Here is a 16863-nt window from a genome sequence, read left to right as displayed (position 1 = left end):
ACTTGGAGGTCAGTGTCACTCGGTGGCCGGTGAAGCTTCGCTCCGCCGCACCTCCGTGGTGACAAGAGGAAACATTACAGGCACACCAGCCACATCGTCCAAACCCTGCCGCATCCCGGGCGTGTCGGAACATCGATCCCCGGAAAATCAAGGGTCCGAGCTCCGTTCGCCCGCCAGAGGGCGTCACATGGCTTCCAGAGGCACGTTGAGCCACGCGGCCCACCCCGCCGATCGACGATCTCTGCTGCCGGGTGCACGAAGGCCCGCCCCTGTGCAGGGGCGGGCCTTCGTCATCACGGATCGGGTGGGTCAGCGGACCATGACGCCGGCGAGTGTCTTCTTGCCTCGGCGCAGCACCACGGTGCCGCCGGCCAGGGTGGACTCCCCCACCGGGGCGTCGGCGTCGACCACCCGGATGTTGTTCAGGTAGACCCCGCCCTCACCGGTGCTCCGGCGGGCGGCACCGAGGGATGCCGACAACCCCGTGGCCACCAGGGCCTGGGCCACGGTGGTGGTCGAGTCCGCCTCCGCGGACGGGAGTTCGGCGACCGCGCTGCGGAGGGTGTCCTCGTCCAGGACACTCAGGTCGCCCTGTCCGAAGAGAGCGGCGGCCGCGTCGATGGCCGACTGCGTGGCGACCTCGCCGTGGACCAGGCGCGTGACCTCCCATGCAAGCGTGCGCTGCGCCTCCCGCCGGAAAGGCTCGTCGGCCACCGCGCGCTCGAGCGACTCGATCGCCGCGCGGTCGAGGAACGTGAAGACCCGCAGGCGGGAGACGACGTCTCCGTCGTCGGTGTTGAGCCAGAACTGGTACATGGCGTAGGGGCTCGTCAGCTCGGGGTCGAGCCAGATGGCGTTGCCCTCGCTCTTGCCGAACTTCGTGCCGTCGCTGTTGGTGATCAGCGGGGTCCCGATGGCGTGCACCGCGACCCCCTCGGTGCGACGGATCAGCTCGGTGCCGCTCGTCAGGTTGCCCCACTGGTCGCTGCCCCCCGTCTGCAGCACGCACTCGTGCTGGCGGTAGAGCTCACGGAAGTCGAGGCCCTGCAGGATCTGGTAGCTGAACTCGGTGTAGCTGATGCCGGCGTCCGAGTTGAGGCGAGCGCTCACCGCGTCCTTCTTGAGCATCGTGCCCACCCGGAAGTTCTTGCCGATGTCGCGGAGGAACTCGATCGCCGACAGTGGCGCCGTCCAGTCGAGGTTGTTCACGACCTGAAGGCCGTTCTCCCCCTCGGCCGTGAGGAACTTCTCGACGTGCACGCGGATCCGCGTCACCCACTCGGCGGTCTGCTCCGGCGTCTTCAGGGTGCGCTCGGCAGTCGGACGCGGATCGCCGATCAGGCCCGTCGAGCCTCCGACGAGCCCGAGCGGCCGGTGACCGGCCAGCTGGAGGCGACGCATCAGCAGCAGCTGCACCAGGTTGCCGAGGTGCAGGCTCGGCGCGGTCGGGTCGAACCCGCAGTAGTAGGTGATCGGCGGGCCGGCGAGCACGGACTTCAGCGCGTCGACGTCGGTCGACACGTGCACGAGGCCGCGCCACTGCAGCTCGTCCCAGACGTCGTCGAACGTGGGGTCGTTGGCCTGGCCGGCGAGGACGTCGGCCGTGGTTTCGCTGCTCACCCGAGAACGGTATCAGCGTGCGGGCGTGCCGCCGCCGCGCCTGACCGCGGCCCGCCAGGCCGAGACCGACGGCTCGCCCGGGAGTGTGAACCGCCACGGGAACTCTTCGGTCCCGGCAAGGCCGGACACCCCGACGCGGGGACCGGCGACGACCTCGCCGACGGGCCCGGTCGGCAACTCGAGTGAGAAACGCCCGGTGCCCAGGGTGCTGCCGTCGTCGTCGAGACCGATGTCGAGTGCCGACCCGAGCCTCCCTGGTCCCTTCGCCAAGTCGGCGTCCTTGTGCGCGGCGGGACGACGAGACCGGGCGACCTCGAGCCCGTCGACGACCTCGCCCGCGCGGAGCAGCAGGCCGGAGGCGTAGCCCTCGGGGCCGCAGACGATGTTGACGCACCGATGGATCCCGTACGACAGGTACACGTAGAGGGTCCCGCCCTCGCGGAACATGCTCGCGTTCCGCGCCGTCGGCCCGCGGTGCGCGTGCGACCCGGGATCCTGCCCCTGGCCGTGGTAGGCCTCGACCTCGGTGAGCCTGACCGCCACCTCCCCGACCCGGAACACCGAGCCGAGGAGGAGCGGGCCCACCTCGAGGGCCGGCCGCGTCAGCAGCCGGGTCACCTCGTTCAGAAGAACCGCTGGCCCGAGGCGGTCGCGATCACGGCGACCGCGACGAGGACGACGACGCACACCGCGACGACCGCGGGCAGCAGCCAGGCACGCGGGGTACGCGGTCGACGCGGCTCGGTCACGCCGAGACCGGGTCGAGGTCGCGGACCAGGTGCGCGACGCGCTCGGTCAGCTCGGCCAGCTGTTCGGCGACGCGCTCGGGAGCCGTCCCGCCGACGCCCTGCCTGCTGCCGATCGAGCCGCGCACGGTCAGGACCGCGCGGATCTCGGGGGTGAGGTGGGACGACACCTCGGCGTACTGCACGTCGGTCGGCTCGTCGAGCTCCAGGCCCTGCTGCTCGCAGAACCGCACCAGCTCGCCGCTGATCTCGTGGGCGTCACGGAACGTCACTCCCTGGCGGACGAGCCACTCGGCCACGTCCGTCGCGAGCGAGAAGCCCTGCGGCGCCAGCTCGGCCATGCGGGCCTCGTCGAACTCGAGCGTGGCGATCATGCCCGTGAACGCGGGCAGCAGCACCTCGAGCTGGGTGACCGAGTCGAACACCGGCTCCTTGTCCTCCTGCAGGTCGCGGTTGTACGCGAGCGGAAGGCCCTTCAGCGTCGCCAGGAGGCCCGTGAGGTTGCCGATCAGCCGCCCCGACTTGCCCCGGGCTAGCTCGGCGATGTCCGGGTTCTTCTTCTGCGGCATGATCGACGACCCGGTCGAGAACGAGTCGTGCAGCTTGACGAAGCCGAACTCGCGCGTCGACCAGAGGATCACTTCTTCGGAGAGCCGCGACAGGTCGATGCCGATCGAGGCCGCGACGAAGGCGAACTCGGCGACGACGTCTCGGCTGGCCGTGGCGTCGATGCTGTTCTCGGTGGTGCGCTCGAAGCCCAGCTCGGTCGCGACCAGCATCGGGTCGAGTCCGAGCGAGCTGCCGGCGAGGGCGCCCGCGCCGTAGGGCGACGCGGAGGCCCGACGCGACCAGTCGCGCAGACGCTCGAGGTCGCGGACCAGCGGCCAGGCATGGGCGAGGAGGTGGTGCGCGAGCAGGACGGGCTGAGCGTGCTGCAGGTGCGTGCGCCCGGGCATCACGGCGTCGGGGTGCGCCGAGGCCTGCGACGCGATCGCGTCGACGAGCCCGACCACGAGACGGCCGATCGCGGCACCGTGGTCACGCAGGTAGAGCCGCACGAGGGTCGCGATCTGGTCGTTCCGGCTGCGGCCCGCGCGGAGCTTGCCGCCGAGCTCGGTGCCGGCGATGCCGATCAGGCCGCGCTCGAGCGCGGAGTGCACGTCTTCGTCGGACTCTGCCGCCACGAAGGAGCCGTCGGCGACGTCGGCCTCGAGCTGGTCGAGTGCGGCGATCATGCCCTCGAGCTCGGTCTCGTCGAGGTACCCCGCCGCCGCGAGGGCCCGAGCGTGCGCCCGGGACCCCGCGATGTCATACGGCGCGAGCTGCCAGTCGAACTGCGTGGACTTGCTCAGGGCGGCGAGCTCGGGGGCGGGGCCCGAGGCGAACCGGCCACCCCACAGGGCACCCGCCTCCCCCGCCCGCTGGTTCTGGCGCGGGGTCGCGTCGACCACTACTGCTGCGCCAGGTCGCGACGCGCCGAGATCTTGCTCGGCAGGGACCAGATCTCGATGAAGCCCTTGGACAGCGACTGGTCGAACGTGTCGCCGGTGTCGTAGGTCGCGAGGTCGAAGTCGTACAGGCTCTGGTCGCTCCGCTGGCCCGTCACGACTGCACGGCCGCCCTGCAGCTTGAGGCGGATCTCGCCCGAGACGTACTTCTGCGTGTCGTCGATGAAGACGTCGAGCGAGCGCTTCAGGCCCGAGAACCACAGGCCGTCGTAGACGAGGTTGGACCACTCGGCCTCGACCCCGCGCTTGTAGCGACCGAGGTCGCGCTCGATCGTGAGCGCCTCGAGCGCCTCGTGCGCCTGGATCAGCGCCACGGCACCCGGAGCCTCGTAGACCTCACGGCTCTTGATGCCGACGAGGCGATCCTCGACGACGTCGATGCGGCCGACGCCGTGAGCGCCCGCGAGCTCGTTCATCTTCTGCACGATGCCGAGCGGCGTGTAGCCGACTCCGTCGATCGCGGTCGGCACGCCGGCCTGGAAGGTGATGACGACCTCGTCCGCGTCCTTGATGACGGAGGGATCCTGCGTGTACTCGTACAGATCTTCGATCGGCGGGTTCCACGGGTCCTCGAGGAAGCCCGTCTCGACCGCGCGGCCCCAGACGTTCTTGTCGATCGAATAGGGGTTCGCGGCGCTCTGACGGATGGGCAGCGAGTGCTGCTCGGCGTAGATGATCGCCTTGTCGCGGGTGAGTGCAAGGTCGCGGACGGGCGCGATGCTGGTCAGGTCGGGCGCGAGAGCGGCCACGGCTGCCTCGAAGCGGACCTGGTCGTTGCCCTTGCCGGTGCAGCCGTGCGCGACGCTGTCGGCGCCGAGCTCCTTCGCCACGCGGGCGAGGTGGCGGGCGATCAGCGGGCGGCTGAGGGCCGAGACCAGCGGGTAGGTCTTCTGGTACATCGCGTTGGCCTTGAGGGCGGGCATCAGGTAGTCGCGCCCGAACTCCTCCTTGGCGTCGACGACGACCGACTCGACGGCGCCGCAGTCGAGGGCACGCTGACGGATGTCGTCCATGTCCTCGCCGCCCTGTCCGACGTCGACGGCGAGGGCGACCACCTCCTTGCCGGTCGCGTCAGCGAGCCAGCCGATGCCGACGGAGGTGTCGAGACCTCCGGAGTATGCGAGGACGACGCGTTCCGCCATGGTTCTCCTTGAGTGTGGTGTGTGGGTGATCTTATCGGGAGGCCGCCCGGCCTCGTGGCCGGGGCGGCAGGTGCTGCGAGCTCGGTGCTGCTGGCTCGCCGGTGCTGTCTCAGTGCGAGAGCAGCCAGGTCAGGAGCGCCTTCTGGGCGTGGACGCGGTTCTCCGCCTCGTCCCAGATGACGCTGGTCGGGCCGTCGATGACGTCGGCGTCGACCTCGTAGCCGCGGTCGGCGGGGAGGCAGTGCAGGAAGATCGCGTCGTCGGCCGCCTGCGCCATCAGCGCCTGGTCGACCTTGAAGCCGCCGAACACGGCGACGCGCTCGTCCTTCTCGTCCTCTTTGCCCATGGAGACCCAGGTGTCGGTGACGACAACGTCGACGCCCGCGACGGCAGCCGCCGCGTCGTCGACCACCTGAACGGAGCCGCCGGTCGTCGCGGCGATCGCGGCCGCGTCGTCGACGACGTGCTGCTCGGGCTGGAAGCCCGCCGGCGAGCCGATGCGGACGTGCATGCCGGCGGTGGCGCCGGCCAGCAGGTACGACTGGCCCATGTTGCTCCGGCCGTCGCCGACGAAGGCGACGGAGAGGCCCGCGAGCGTGCCCTTCACCTCCCGGATGGTCTGCAGGTCGGCCAGCAGCTGGCAGGGGTGGAAGTCGTCGCTGAGCGCGTTGACGACCGGGACGGTCGTGCCGGACGCCATCTCCTCCAGGCCGGACTGCGCGTAGGTGCGCCAGACGATGGCCGCGACCATGCGCTCGAGGACGCGCGCGGTGTCGGACGGCGTCTCCTTGCCACCCAGCTGGCTGTTCGCGGTCGCGATCACGAGCGGGCTGCCGCCGAGGTCGGCGATGCCGACCGCGAACGAGACCCGGGTGCGCGTGGACGACTTGTCGAAGATCACGGCGACCGTCTGCGGCCCCTCGAGGGGGCGCTGTGACCAGCGGTCGCGCTTGAGGGCATCGGCGAGGTCGAGGACCTCGAGCTGCTCAGCGGGGCTGAGATCGTCGTCGCGGAGGAAGTGGCGGGTCATTCGAGACCTTTCAGGACGCGGGAGAAGAGGGCGGAGAACTCGGCGATCTCGGCGTCGCCCACGATGAGCGGCGGAGCGAGACGGATGCTGGAGTCGTTGGGGGCGTTGACGATCAGGCCTGCCTCGAGGCACCGGGCCGAGATCTCGGCGGCGATCGGCTGGGCCAGGCCGATGCCGATCAGCAGGCCCTGCCCGCGGACGCCGGCGACGAGCGGCGAGTCCATCGCCTCGACGGCGGCACGGATCTGGGCGCCTCGGACGACGGCGGCCTCGACCAGGCCGGCGCGCTCGATCTCGCCGAGGACCGCGTCCGCAGCAGCCGTGGCCAGCGGGTTCCCGCCGAACGTGCTGCCGTGCTGGCCGGCCTCGAACAGGTCGGAGGCGGCCCCGAAGGTGACGAGCGCGCCGATGGGCACTCCCCCGGCGATCCCCTTGGCGACCGTGATCGCATCGGGCACGACGTCGAACTGCTGGAACGCGAACCAGGAGCCGGTGCGGCCGATGCCCGTCTGGATCTCGTCGAGGACGAGGAGCGCTCCGTGCTCGCGGGTCAGCTCACGGGCCCTCTCGAGGAACCCGATGGGGAGGTCGAGCACGCCGGCCTCGCCCTTGATCGGCTCGACGAAGAGAGCCGCGACGTCGTCGCCCATCGCGGCCTCGAGGGCCTCGAGCGTCGTGTCGATGTGCTCGACGCCCGCCACCATCGGCTCGAAGGGTCCGCGGAGCGCGGGCTTGCCGGTCAGGGCGAGAGCGCCCATGGTGCGCCCGTGGAACGAGTTCTGCAGGGCGAGGACGCGCGTGCGGCGCCCGTCTCCCCTGTTCAGGCGGGCGAGCTTGAACGCGGCCTCGTTGGCCTCGGCCCCGCTGTTCGCGAAGTAGACGCGGCCCTCGTCGCCAGCGCCGCTGATGCGGAGGAGGCGCTCGGCGAGCGCCAGCTGCGGCTCGGTCGCGAAGTAGTTGGAGACGTGGATCAGCGCGCCGGCCTGTCGGGCGATCGCCTCGACGAGCACGGGGTGCGCGTGGCCGAGGGCGTTGACCGCGATGCCGGCCAGGAAGTCGAGGTAGCGCTTGCCGTCGACGTCCCACACGACGCAGCCCTCGCCGCGCTCGAGCATCACCTTCGGGGTGGCCAGCGAGCGCATGAACGCGTCGCCGAACCGGCTCTGCCAGTCGCGACGGGCGTCGTGTCCGGCTGGGGTCTGGGTGGTGGTCACGACTGTCCTTCCTGCGGGGTGCTGACGTCGCCGACCGGGATGATCGGGAACGAGTCGACGACGGGCGCGCCGTAGGCGGCGGCCCTGTCATCGGGGACGACCTCGGTGCCCGACCCGCGCTGGGTGAAGACCTCGAGGAGGATCGAGTGCGGGATGCGACCGTCGATGATGGTCGCTCCCCCGACGCCGCCGACGACCGCGTCGAGGCAGGCCGTCATCTTGGGGATCATGCCCGACTCGAGCGACGGGAGCATGTCCGTGAGCGCCGACACGGTGATGGCGGCCACGAGCGAGTCGCGGTTCGGCCAGTCGGAGTACAGGCCCGCGACGTCGGTGAGGACGACAAGCTTGGTGGCCCGGAGCGCCACCGCGAGCGCGGAGGCCGCAGCGTCGGCGTTCACGTTGAGCAGCGACCCCTCGTCGCCCTCGTCGACTGCGAGCGACGACACCACGGGGATGCGTCCGGCCTCGATCTCGGCGAGCACCGACGACGGGTCGACGTCGACGACGTCGCCCACGTGCCCGAGGTCGACGGCCTCCCCGTCGACGACGGTGCCGCGCCGGCGACCGCGGAACAGCGTCGAGCCCTCGCCGGACACGCTGCGGGCCAGGTCGCCGTGCTCGTTGACGAGCCCGACGATCTGCTGCGCGACGTCCCCGGCCAGGACGTCGCGGACCACGGCGATGGCCTCGGTGCTCGTGTAGCGGTACCCGCCGCGGAAGTCGCTCGGGATGCCCGCGGTCGCGAGGGCCGCGGAGATCTGCGGACCACCTCCGTGGACGACCACCGGGTACAGGCCGGCGAGCCGCAGGTAGACCATGTCCTCCGCGAAGGCACGGCCGAGGGCCTCGTCGACCATCGCGTTGCCGCCGAACTTCACGACCACGACCTTGCCGGAGAAGCGCTTGAGCCAGGGCAGCGACTCGATCAGGGTCGCGGCCTTGACGGCCGCGAGCTCCTGCTCGGCGCTGTGGGTCACCTCGTGTGCGCCCATCAGCTGGAGTACGCGCTGTTCTCGTGCACGTAGTCGTGCGTGAGGTCGTTGGTAAGGATGGTCGCCTCGGCGTCGCCGGCGCGCAGGTCGACCAGCACGTGGACGGCTCGCGGGGTGAGGTCGACGCTCTCGCTCGGCACGTCGGGTGCGCCCGCGTGGCAGACCCGGACGCCGTTCATCGACACGTCGACGTCGTAGGGGTCGAAGGCGGCCGACGTGGTGCCGATCGCGGCGAGCACACGGCCCCAGTTGGGGTCGTTGCCGAACACGGCGGCCTTGAAGAGGCTGTTCCGGGCGATCGATCGGCCCACCTCGACCGCGTCCTCTTCGTCGACGGCGCCGACGACCTCGATGCGGATGTCGTGGGAGGCGCCCTCCGCGTCCGCCTGGAGCTGGCGCGCCAGGTCGGCACAGAGCTCGGTGACCGCCGTGGTGAAGTCGTCGGCCGACGGCGCCACGCCGGACTCGGCGCTCGACAGGAGGACGACCGTGTCGTTCGTCGACATGCAGCCGTCGGAGTCGAGGCGGTCGAAGGTGACCCGGGTGGCCGCGCGCAGCGAGGCGTCGAGCGTCTCGGCCGGAAGGTCGGCGTCGGTCGTCAGGACGACGAGCATGGTGGCGAGGCCCGGCGCGAGCATGCCGGCGCCCTTGGCCATGCCGCCGACGACCCAGCCGTCACCGCTGACGACGGCCTGCTTCGGCACGCTGTCGGTCGTCATGATCGCGTGCGCGGCATCCGTGCCGCCCTCGGCGCTCAGCTCGGTCGCGGCAGCACGCGAGCCGGAGAGCACCTTGTCGCGGAACACCTGGTCGCCGACGCCGATCAGGCCGGTGGAGCACACGACGACGTCGCCCGCCGAGACGCCGAGCGACTCGGCGACGGCCTCCGCCGTCGCGTGGGTGGTCTGGAAGCCGAACGGGCCGGTGAAGCAGTTGGCGCCTCCCGAGTTCAGGACCACCGCCTCCGCGATGCCGTCGCCCAGCACCTGCTGCGACCACAGCACGGGGTGGGCCTTGGCGCGGTTGCTCGTGAAGACGGCGGCGGCGGCCTTGCTGCGGCCGGTGTTGACGACCAGGGCGACGTCGCGCGCGCCGGTGCTCTTGAGGCCGGCGACGACGCCGGCTGCGGTGAAGCCCTGTGCTGCGGTGACGCTCACGGTGCCACTCCGTCCGTGCTGAGGCCCGCGGTCTCGGGGAGGCCGAGGGCGATGTTGGCGGACTGGACGGCCGCGCCGGCCGTGCCCTTCACGAGGTTGTCGATGGCGCTGACGACGACGACGCGCTCGGCGGCCTCGTCGACGGCGAGACCGATGAGGGCCGTGTTCGCGCCCACGGTGTCGGCGGTCCGGGGGAAGACGCCCTCGGGCAGGACGTGGACGAAGGGCTCGTCCGCGTAGGCCTGCTCCCAGGCGGTGCGCACGTCGTGGGCGCCGACGCCGGGGGCGAGCGTCGCCGTCGTGGTCGCGAGGATGCCCCGCGACATCGGGACGAGCACGGGGGTGAACGAGATCCTGACGTCTTGCGCGCCGGCGAGCCGGAGGTTCTGCTGGATCTCGGGCACGTGGCGGTGCGTGCCGCCGACCCCGTAGGCGGAGGCCGACCCCATCAGCTCGCTGGCGAGGAGGTGCGGCGCGAGCGCCTTGCCGGCTCCCGACGGGCCGACGGCCAGGACCGAGACGATGTCGGTCGTCTCGACAAGCCCAGCGCGGACGCCCGGGGCGAGGCCGAGGGTCACGGCCGTGACGTTGCAGCCGGGCACGGCGATGCGACGAGCGCCGCGCAGGGCGTCGCGCTGACGCCCGCCGGACGCGCCGAGCAGCAGCTCGGGCAGCCCGTAGGCCCACGCGCCGTGGTACTCGGTGCCGTAGAACTGCGCCCAGGCCGCCTCGTCGGTGAGACGGTGGTCGGCCCCGCAGTCGACGACGAGGACGTCGTCGGGCAGCTGCGCGGCGATCGCGCCGGACTTGCCGTGAGGGAGGGCGAGGAAGACGACGTCGTGCCCGGCGAGGGTCTCGGCCGTCGTCTCGACGAGCGTGAGGTGCGCGAGGGAGCGCAGGTGGGGCTGCAGGGCGACGAGGGGCTGCCCGGCGTTCTGGAACGCCGTGACGGTCGTGACCTCGAAGTCGGGGTGCGCGGCGAGGAGCCGGAGGAGCTCGCCGCCGGCGTACCCGCTGGCGCCCGCGACTGCTACGGAGTGAGGCATGTGTCCATCCTGATGGTCGAGTCGGTCGAGGATCGAGGGCGGCGGCGCCTCGCGAGGTCACTCGCGGAGCGTCGCCCCTGATCGCTCTCCGGCGAGGCGGACGGCCCCCTGCTTGGCCTCGGTCGCCTCGGCGGCCGTCAGCGTGCGGTCGTCGGCGCGGAACCGCAGCGCGAACGTCAGCGACTTGGTCGCCTCCGGCAGGCCGGTGCCCCGGTAGTCGTCGACGAGCCGCACGGACTCGAGCAGGTCGCCGGCGCCCTCGCGGACGGTCTCGAGCAGGTCGCCCGCGGCGACGTCGACGCCCACGACAAGCGACAAGTCCTGCGTCGCGGCCGGGTAGGACGAGATCGCCGACGGCTGGACGGGGACGTCGGACAGCGCGAGGACACGGTCGAGGTCGATCTCGCCGACCGCGACGACGCGCGGCAGGTCGATCTCGGCCGCCACCGTGGGCAGCAGCTCGCCGGCCACGCCGACGACCTCGCCGGCCACCAGCACCTCGGCCGTGCGGCCCGGGTGCAGCGAAGGGTGCCGCCCCGAGCGGAACTCGACCACGGCCCCGGCGGCGCGGACGGCGACCCGGAGGTCGTCGAGCACGTCGGCCAGGCCGGCGGCGACGACCAGCTGCCCCGGCTGGCGGTCGACGGCGTCTCCGACGACGGCCACGGCCAGGTGCCGGGGCTGGGCGGGGAGGCTGGCGGCCAGCTGGTCAAGGAGCTCGTCACCGGGGCGCTCGGCACCGACGGGCACCTCGGCGGTGCCGTAGGTCGTGCCCTCGACCGGCAGGAAGACCGTGCCGCTCTCGAAGACCGAGACGTCGACCAGCCCGCGGGAGGTGTTGCGGCGCACGACGTCGAGCAGCCCGGGGAGCAGCGATCGACGCAGCTGGGGCGCGGCGCTGTCGAGCGGGTTGGCGAGGGCGACGGCAGGGACAGCCGAGCCGGTGACTGAGCCGTCGATCGAGCCGAAGGCGGCGTTCTGGTCGGGACGGACGAACGGGTATGCCTGGACCTCGACCGATCCTGCCGCGGCCAGCGAGGCAGCGACCCGGCGGCGGAGCTTCTGCTCGCGGGACAGACCACGCCCGGGAGGCGCCACGGGCAGGACCGACGGGATGCGGTCGTACCCGGTGATGCGGGCCACCTCTTCGACGAGGTCGGCCGACGTGCGGAGGTCGCTCCTCCAGGTCGGCGGCGTCACCTGCCAGCCGTCGCCGGACTCGACGACGACGGCGCCGACGGAGCGCAGCGCGCCCACGACCTCGTCCGCGGTGTAGTCGACGCCCATCAGGCTGGCGGCGCGGTCGCTCGGCAGCTCGACGGCTCCGGGCGCGACGGACTCGTCGAGGGAGGAGCCGAGCGAGTCGGCCGTGCCGCCCGCGAGCTCGACGAGCAGGTCGACGACCCGCTGTGCCGCGGGAGCCGAGACGGCGGGGTCGACGCCCCGCTCGAAGCGACGGGACGCCTCGCTCGGAAGCTTGTGCCGACGCGCGCTGCGCGCGATCGAGATCGGGTCGAACGTGGCGGCCTCGACGAGGACGTCGGTGGTGCCCGCGCCCATCTCGGTGCGCGCGCCGCCCATGACGCCGGCGATGCCGACGGCGCCTCGTTCGTCAGCGATGACGAGGTCCTCGACGTGGAGGGTGCGGACGGTGCCGTCGAGGGTCTCGAGCTTCTCGCCTGCCGCGGCACGGCGGACCGTCAGCCCGCCCTGGACCGCAGCGAGGTCGTAGCCGTGGATCGGCTGGCCGAGCTCGAGCATCACGTAGTTCGTGATGTCGACCGGCAGCGAGATCGAGCGGACGCCCGCGAGACGCAGGCGGGACGACATCCAGGTCGGGGTGGGCCGCGCGGAGTCGACGCCGCGGACCACCCGGGTGACGAAGGTCGCCACGGCCTGGCGGCCGCGCACCGGGGCGTCGTCGACGACGCTCACGGCGAAGCCGTCAGCCGTCGCGACGTCGACGGTGTCGGCGGGGTCGGTGAAGGAGGCGCCGGTCGCGTGGGAGTACTCGCGAGCCACTCCGCGCATGCTCAACGCGTAGCCGCGGTCGGGCGTGACGTTGATCTCGACGGCAGCCTCGTCGAGCCCGAGGAGCGCGATCGCGTCGGTGCCGACCTCCGGGTCGAGGCCGAGCGAGCTGAGCAGGAGGATGCCGTCGTGCTCGTCGCCGAGGCCGAGCTCGCGCGTCGACGCGATCATGCCGTCGGAGACGTGGCCGTAGGTCTTGCGCGCGGCGATCGGGAACGGCCCGGGAAGCACCGCGCCCGGCAGCGACACGACGACCTTGTCGCCCACCACGAAGTTGTGGGCGCCGCAGACGATGCCGCGGACGTCGTCGGGACCGACGGCGACCTGGCACCAGTTGATCGTCTTGCCGTTCTTCTGCGGCTCGGGCTCGAGCTCGAGCACCTGGCCCACGACGAGGGGGCCCGTCACGTCGCCGACGTGGACGTCTTCTTCTTCGAAGCCGACGGACACCAGCGCGGCGTGCACGTGCTCGAGCGAGACGTCGTCGGGGAGGTCGACGTGCTCCCCGAGCCAACTCAGCGGAACCCGCATCAGACCACCATCCCGAACTGCTCGCTGAACCTGACGTCGCCCTCGACCATGTCGCGCATGTCGTTGAGGTCGTTGCGGAACTGCAGCGTCCGCTCGATGCCCATGCCGAAGGCGAAGCCCTGGTGCACCTCGGGGTCGATGCCCGCGGCCCGGAGGACGTTCGGGTTGACCATGCCGCAGCCGCCCCACTCGACCCAGCGCGCGCCGCCCTTGGCGTTCGGCTGCCAGACGTCCATCTCGGCACTCGGCTCGGTGAAGGGAAAGTAGTTGGGCCGGAGCCGGATCTGCGCGCCGTGCCCGAACATCGACCGCGCCAGGTGCTCGAGCGTGCCCCGCAGATGCGCCATGGTGAGGCCGCGATCGATCGCGATGCCCTCGATCTGCGTGAAGACCGGGGTGTGCGTCGCGTCGAGCTCGTCGGTGCGGAAGACGCGACCGGTGGCGACGTTGTAGACGGGCAGCTCTTTCGCGAGGAGCGTCCGGATCTGCACGGGGGACGTGTGAGTGCGCAGCACGAGGTGAGCGTCGACCGGGTCGACGAAGAACGTGTCCTGCATGGCACGCGCCGGGTGGTCGGCGTCGAAGTTCAGCGCGTCGAAGTTGAACCACTCGTGCTCGAGCTCGGGCCCTTCGCTGACCTCCCAGCCCATCCCGACGAACAGGTCGAGCATCTCTTCTTGCAGGAGGGCGAGCGGGTGCCGCGCGCCGACCCGGCGCCGGGTGGGCAGGGCCGTGACGTCGACGGCCTCGTCGACGAGCCGCTGTGCCTCTTCGAGCTCGGCGAGCTGCCCCTCACGAGCGGCCACCGCCTGGCCGACACGGCCGCGGGCGCCGCCGACGAGCTTGCCCGCCGCGGCTTTCTGGTCATTCGGCAGGTCGCGCAGACCGGCGTTCATGCGTGCCAGCACCGACGTCTCGCCGGTGTGCTGAGCACGGGCCGCCTTGAGCTCGGCGACGGAGGCGGCGGTCGCGACGGCGGCGAGGGCCGCGTCGACCGCGGCCGAGACGGCCTCTTCGGAGATGGGGACGGAGTCTGACACGAGAACCAAGCTTAGCGATCGTTGGGGACGCGACCCGCGCCTCCTCGTGCCCTGGGGACGAGGAGGCGCCGATCACGGATCCGGGGAGGAGCGGTCGGTGCCGCGCGGTGACCTGTCAGCGACCGCCTCCCCCGCCTCCCCCGGCCGCGCCGGTGGTCGCGGGGATGTTCGGACGGCCGGCGCGGGCGAGCAGACCAGGACCGCCGAGACCGCCGCCGCCCTTGGTGCGGACGACGCCGCGACGGCCTGTGCGTCGGTCGACGACGCGCACGACGTAGGAGAAGAGGAGGTTCGTGATCAGGTAGACCACGAGGACCACGGCGAACAAGGTGAACGTGTACGTGCTGCCGTAGGAGGTGCCGAGCCGGTTGAGCCCCTGCCTCGTGAGCTCGACGTAGCCGACGATGTAGCCGAGCGAGGTGTCCTTCAGCAGGACGACGAGCTGCGCCAGGATGATCGGCAGCATCTGACGGAACGCCTGCGGGAACTCGATCGCGAAGCGCGTCTGCACCGGCGAGAGGCCGATGGCCAGCCCCGCCTCGCGCTGGCCCCTCGGCAAGGAGGCGATGCCCGAGCGCAGGGCCTCGCCGATGAGGGCGCCGTTGTAGACGGCCAGCGCGGCCACGACGGCCCAGAAGGCGCCCGTCGAGAAGACCAGCAGGATGAACAGCATCATGAGCAGCACGGGCATGCCGCGGAAGAACTCGAGCACGATCGTGGTCGGCACGCGGACCCAGGCTGTGCGTGCCGTGCGGAGGAACGAGAACAGCACGCCGATGGCAACGGCGAGCACCGACGCGACCGCGGCGGCCTGCACCGTGGCCAGCCAGCCTCGGCCGATGTTCCGCCACAGGTTGCGGTCGAGCAGGATGTCCCACCGGGAAGGGTCGAGCACGCTGGCGGTGACGGCGCCGTTCGCGCTGACGCGCGGTCGACCGAGCAGGTAGGCGACGTAGGCGACGAGCGCGAGCACCAGGACCACGCCCACCACGGAGATGATGCGCGAGGTGCGGCGGGACTTGGGGCCAGGGGCGTCGTAGAGGACGTTCGTGCTCATCGCAGGACCGCGACCTTCTTCTCGACCAGGGCCGCGACGCGACCCAGGGTGATGGTGACGACCAGGTAGAAGACAGCCACCGACAGCAGCGTCGTGATGACCGCGTCGCCACGGGAGTTGGCGATGAAGCGCCCGGCGGCGAACAGCTCGGCGACGAAGAACCCGCCCGCGACCGACGTGTTCTTCGTCAGGGCGATGATCACGTTGATGAGGGGCGGGATGACCATGCGGATCGCCTGCGGCATGATCACGAGCGTCAGGGTCTGGCCGAAGCCCAGGCCGATGCTGCGCGCTGCCTCGGCCTGCCCGACGGGGACGCCGTTGACGCCTGACCGGACGGCCTCGGCCACGAAGGGCGAGGTGTACAGCGTCAGGCCGATCACCGCCAACGGGAAGTAGCCGATGCCGACGCCGAGGTACGGGAGCACGAAGGCACAGAAGAAGAGCACGAGCGTCAACGGCACGTTTCGGATCGCCTCGGTGTAGACCGTCGCGAAGACCCGGAACGACCCGACGGGCGAGATCCTCATCGCCGCGACGACGAAGCCGATGACGATCGCGCCGACGCCGGAGAGGACCAGGAGCTGCAGCGTCGTGACGAAGCCGCCCCAGAAGCGGGGCCAGTTGTCGATCACGGCGTCGAAGCCGGGGATGACGTCCAGGGGGTTCACAAGGGTGTCCTCAGGTCAGGGCGGCGGCGGCCCGTCGAGGGGCCGGAGGCGGTGGCGGGCACCGAGCGCAGGACGCGACACGGTGCCCGCCGGTGTCGCTAGTAGCGGTCGATCGCCGGGGGCTCGGGGGTCTCGAGCACCGTGCGGGCCGTCGCCTCCCACAGCTCGTCCCAGGTTCCGTCGTCCTCGGCGTCCTGGAGCGTGTCGTTGACGAACATGCGGAAGTCCGTGTCGTCCAGCGCCAGGCCGATGCCGTAGGGCTCCTCGGTGAAGGGCTCTCCGACGACCTCGAACTCGCCCTCGTTCTGGTCGGCGAGGCCGGCCAGGATGACGTTGTCGGTCGTGACGGCCTGGACCGCACCGGTGCGGAGCGGCTCGAGGCAGTTCGAGTAGGTGTCGGTCGCGATGATGTCGGTCGGCGCGCTGACGTACTCGGCGATGTTGGCCTCGCTGGTGGAGCCGCTCACGGTGCAGACCTTCTTGCCCACGAGGTCGTCGACGCTCTCGATGCCGTCGGGGTTGCCCTCGAGCACCAGCAGGTCCTGACCGGCCTGGTAGTACGGGCCGGCGAACGAGACGACCTCCTTGCGGGCGTCGTTGATCGTGTAGGTGGCGATGACGAGGTCGACGTCGCCGTTCTGGATGAACGGCTCGCGGTTGGCGGAGACCGTCTCGACCCACGTGATGCCGCTGGCGGGGATGCCCAGCTTGGCGGCCACGAGCTTGCCGATCTCGGCGTCGAAGCCCTGGGGGGTGCCCGAGCCGTCGTCCAGGCCGAAGAGCGGCTGGTCGAACTTGGTGCCGATGGTGATCTCGCCGGCCTCGGCCAGGCGCGCCATGGTCGTGCCGTCCTGGAAGTCCGCGACCTCCTCGACGTCCACCGAGCTCTCGGGGGCGGCCGAGTCCGTGCAGGCCGAGAGGCCGAGCACCGTCACGGCCGCTGCGGCTACGGCGACGAATCCCTTGCTGAGTCGCATGTCGTTCTCCTTGCTGGGTGACCCGGCCGACGGTCGACGTCCGGGAGTCTGTGGGCGCCTCCTCGTCCGGGCGGGAAGCCGGGACGGGGGCACGAGGA

General features: G+C 71.5%; 15 protein-coding genes. All 15 read right to left on the bottom strand.

Annotated elements, in window-relative coordinates:
- Positions 1-309: 309 nt before the first annotated feature.
- Complete coding sequence (tyrS, locus tag ES689_RS15140; protein WP_146906350.1) at positions 310-1620, bottom strand: tyrosine--tRNA ligase; 1311 nt, start codon at positions 1618-1620, stop codon at positions 310-312.
- 12 nt (positions 1621-1632) lie between these two features.
- Positions 1633-2238, bottom strand: coding sequence for a DNA-3-methyladenine glycosylase (locus ES689_RS15135; RefSeq protein WP_146906349.1), 606 nt, complete (start codon positions 2236-2238; stop codon positions 1633-1635).
- Between the two features lie 5 nt (positions 2239-2243).
- On the bottom strand, positions 2244-2369 hold the full coding sequence (locus ES689_RS16025) for a hypothetical protein (protein ID WP_255515959.1): 126 nt from the start codon (positions 2367-2369) through the stop codon (positions 2244-2246).
- Positions 2366-3817, bottom strand: coding sequence for an argininosuccinate lyase (gene argH, locus ES689_RS15130; protein WP_146906348.1), 1452 nt, complete (start codon positions 3815-3817; stop codon positions 2366-2368). Before argH ends, ES689_RS16025 begins: the two co-directional genes overlap by 4 nt.
- Positions 3817-5016 carry an argininosuccinate synthase gene (locus ES689_RS15125; RefSeq protein WP_146906347.1) on the bottom strand — a complete coding sequence of 400 codons (1200 nt, stop codon included), beginning with the start codon at positions 5014-5016 and terminating at the stop codon, positions 3817-3819. Before ES689_RS15125 ends, argH begins: the two co-directional genes overlap by 1 nt.
- A gap of 109 nt (positions 5017-5125) precedes the next feature.
- On the bottom strand, positions 5126-6046 hold the full coding sequence (gene argF / locus ES689_RS15120) for an ornithine carbamoyltransferase (protein ID WP_146906346.1): 921 nt from the start codon (positions 6044-6046) through the stop codon (positions 5126-5128).
- Positions 6043-7260, bottom strand: a complete 1218-nt coding sequence (locus tag ES689_RS15115) for an acetylornithine transaminase (RefSeq protein WP_223269640.1) — start codon at positions 7258-7260, stop codon at positions 6043-6045. The genes argF and ES689_RS15115 overlap by 4 nt, the downstream gene beginning before the upstream one ends.
- The gene (gene argB, locus ES689_RS15110) at positions 7257-8255 is read right to left on the bottom strand and encodes an acetylglutamate kinase (protein WP_146906344.1); all 999 of its coding nucleotides are present in this window, start codon (positions 8253-8255) and stop codon (positions 7257-7259) included. The genes ES689_RS15115 and argB overlap by 4 nt, the downstream gene beginning before the upstream one ends.
- Positions 8255-9412 (bottom strand): bifunctional glutamate N-acetyltransferase/amino-acid acetyltransferase ArgJ, encoded by a 1158-nt coding sequence (argJ, locus tag ES689_RS15105; RefSeq protein WP_146906341.1) that lies wholly within the window; start codon positions 9410-9412, stop codon positions 8255-8257. Before argJ ends, argB begins: the two co-directional genes overlap by 1 nt.
- Entirely contained in the window at positions 9409-10458 is a 1050-nt protein-coding gene (gene argC / locus ES689_RS15100; RefSeq protein ID WP_146906339.1) for an N-acetyl-gamma-glutamyl-phosphate reductase, read from the bottom strand. The genes argJ and argC overlap by 4 nt, the downstream gene beginning before the upstream one ends.
- 57 nt (positions 10459-10515) lie before the next feature.
- Complete coding sequence (pheT, locus tag ES689_RS15095) at positions 10516-13020, bottom strand: phenylalanine--tRNA ligase subunit beta (RefSeq protein ID WP_146906337.1); 2505 nt, start codon at positions 13018-13020, stop codon at positions 10516-10518.
- Positions 13020-14060 carry a phenylalanine--tRNA ligase subunit alpha gene (gene pheS / locus ES689_RS15090; protein ID WP_146906335.1) on the bottom strand — a complete coding sequence of 347 codons (1041 nt, stop codon included), beginning with the start codon at positions 14058-14060 and terminating at the stop codon, positions 13020-13022. Before pheS ends, pheT begins: the two co-directional genes overlap by 1 nt.
- Positions 14061-14175: 115 nt before the next feature.
- Positions 14176-15117: an amino acid ABC transporter permease gene (locus ES689_RS15085; protein WP_146906333.1), complete on the bottom strand. Its 942-nt coding sequence runs from the start codon at positions 15115-15117 to the stop codon at positions 14176-14178.
- Positions 15114-15779 (bottom strand): amino acid ABC transporter permease, encoded by a 666-nt coding sequence (locus ES689_RS15080; protein ID WP_123548746.1) that lies wholly within the window; start codon positions 15777-15779, stop codon positions 15114-15116. Before ES689_RS15080 ends, ES689_RS15085 begins: the two co-directional genes overlap by 4 nt.
- A 107-nt stretch (positions 15780-15886) precedes the next feature.
- Positions 15887-16765, bottom strand: a complete 879-nt coding sequence (locus tag ES689_RS15075) for a glutamate ABC transporter substrate-binding protein (RefSeq protein WP_146906331.1) — start codon at positions 16763-16765, stop codon at positions 15887-15889.
- Positions 16766-16863: the final 98 nt, after the last annotated feature.

The sequence above is a fragment of the Frigoribacterium sp. ACAM 257 genome, assembly GCF_007954365.1.
Lineage (GTDB): Bacteria > Actinomycetota > Actinomycetes > Actinomycetales > Microbacteriaceae > Frigoribacterium.
Note: the sequence above shows the minus strand (reverse complement) of the source record. Positions and strands in the feature narration are given on the sequence as shown.

Excerpts from the sequence above, each read along its gene's own strand:
- pheT (WP_146906337.1), bottom strand. The coding sequence starts at position 13,020 with ATGCGGGTTCCGCTGAGTTGGCTCGGGGAGCACGTCGACCTCCCCGAC.
- argB (WP_146906344.1), bottom strand. The coding sequence starts at position 8,255 with ATGGGCGCACACGAGGTGACCCACAGCGCCGAGCAGGAGCTCGCGGCC.
- ES689_RS15085 (WP_146906333.1), bottom strand. The coding sequence starts at position 15,117 with ATGAGCACGAACGTCCTCTACGACGCCCCTGGCCCCAAGTCCCGCCGC.
- argC (WP_146906339.1), bottom strand. The coding sequence starts at position 10,458 with ATGCCTCACTCCGTAGCAGTCGCGGGCGCCAGCGGGTACGCCGGCGGC.
- argF (WP_146906346.1), bottom strand. The coding sequence starts at position 6,046 with ATGACCCGCCACTTCCTCCGCGACGACGATCTCAGCCCCGCTGAGCAG.
- ES689_RS15125 (WP_146906347.1), bottom strand. The coding sequence starts at position 5,016 with ATGGCGGAACGCGTCGTCCTCGCATACTCCGGAGGTCTCGACACCTCC.
- ES689_RS15075 (WP_146906331.1), bottom strand. The coding sequence starts at position 16,765 with ATGCGACTCAGCAAGGGATTCGTCGCCGTAGCCGCAGCGGCCGTGACG.